Consider the following 1,854-nt stretch of genomic DNA (forward strand, 5'->3'; position numbering starts at 1 on the left):
TGTGAACTCGAAGAGTAGGGCGGGACACGTGGTATCCTGTCTGAATATGGGGGGACCATCCTCCAAGGCTAAATACTCCTGACTGACCGATAGTGAACCAGTACCGTGAGGGAAAGGCGAAAAGAACCCCGGCGAGGGGAGTGAAAAAGAACCTGAAACCGTGTACGTACAAGCAGTGGGAGCACCTTCGGGTGTGACTGCGTACCTTTTGTATAATGGGTCAGCGACTTATATTCTGTAGCAAGGTTAACCGTATAGGGGAGCCGAAGGGAAACCGAGTCTTAACTGGGCGTTAAGTTGCAGGGTATAGACCCGAAACCCGGTGATCTAGCCATGGGCAGGTTGAAGGTTGGGTAACACTAACTGGAGGACCGAACCGACTAATGTTGAAAAATTAGCGGATGACCTGTGGCTGGGGGTGAAAGGCCAATCAAACCGGGAGATAGCTGGTTCTCCCCGAAAGCTATTTAGGTAGCGCCTCGTGAACTCATCTTCGGGGGTAGAGCACTGTTTCGGCTAGGGGGCCATCCCGGCTTACCAACCCGATGCAAACTACGAATACCGAAGAATGTTATCACGGGAGACACACGGCGGGTGCTAACGTCCGTCGTGAAGAGGGAAACAACCCAGACCGCCAGCTAAGGTCCCAAAGTCATGGTTAAGTGGGAAACGATGTGGGAAGGCCCAGACAGCCAGGATGTTGGCTTAGAAGCAGCCATCATTTAAAGAAAGCGTAATAGCTCACTGGTCGAGTCGGCCTGCGCGGAAGATGTAACGGGGCTAAACCATGCACCGAAGCTGCGGCAGCGACGCTTATGCGTTGTTGGGTAGGGGAGCGTTCTGTAAGCCGTTGAAGGTGGCCTGTGAGGGTTGCTGGAGGTATCAGAAGTGCGAATGCTGACATAAGTAACGATAAAGCGGGTGAAAAGCCCGCTCGCCGGAAGACCAAGGGTTCCTGTCCAACGTTAATCGGGGCAGGGTGAGTCGACCCCTAAGGCGAGGCCGAAAGGCGTAGTCGATGGGAAACAGGTTAATATTCCTGTACTTGGTGTTACTGCGAAGGGGGGACGGAGAAGGCTATGTTAGCCGGGCGACGGTTGTCCCGGTTTAAGCATGTAGGCGGAGGTTCCAGGTAAATCCGGTACCTTTTAACGCTGAGGTGTGATGACGAGGCACTACGGTGCTGAAGTAACAAATGCCCTGCTTCCAGGAAAAGCCTCTAAGCATCAGGTAACATCAAATCGTACCCCAAACCGACACAGGTGGTCAGGTAGAGAATACCAAGGCGCTTGAGAGAACTCGGGTGAAGGAACTAGGCAAAATGGTGCCGTAACTTCGGGAGAAGGCACGCTGATATGTAGGTGAAGCCCCTGCGGGTGGAGCTGAAATCAGTCGAAGATACCAGCTGGCTGCAACTGTTTATTAAAAACACAGCACTGTGCAAACACGAAAGTGGACGTATACGGTGTGACGCCTGCCCGGTGCCGGAAGGTTAATTGATGGGGTTAGCGGTAACGCGAAGCTCTTGATCGAAGCCCCGGTAAACGGCGGCCGTAACTATAACGGTCCTAAGGTAGCGAAATTCCTTGTCGGGTAAGTTCCGACCTGCACGAATGGCGTAATGATGGCCAGGCTGTCTCCACCCGAGACTCAGTGAAATTGAACTCGCTGTGAAGATGCAGTGTACCCGCGGCAAGACGGAAAGACCCCGTGAACCTTTACTATAGCTTGACACTGAACACTGGTCCTTGATGTGTAGGATAGGTGGGAGGCTTTGAAGCGTGGACGCCAGTCTGCGTGGAGCCATCCTTGAAATACCACCCTTTAATGGCTGGTGTTCTAACGTAGACCCGT

The 1,854-nt window shown here is 53.0% G+C and carries 1 rRNA gene; it reads left to right on the top strand.

Annotation, left to right across the window (positions count from 1 at the left end):
* A 23S ribosomal RNA gene (locus PUZ33_RS25080) occupies nucleotides 1-1,854 on the top strand; the annotation flags it as partial.

The organism is Enterobacter cloacae complex sp. 2022EL-00981, assembly GCF_028737495.1.
Classification (GTDB): Bacteria; Pseudomonadota; Gammaproteobacteria; order Enterobacterales; family Enterobacteriaceae; genus Enterobacter; species Enterobacter cloacae.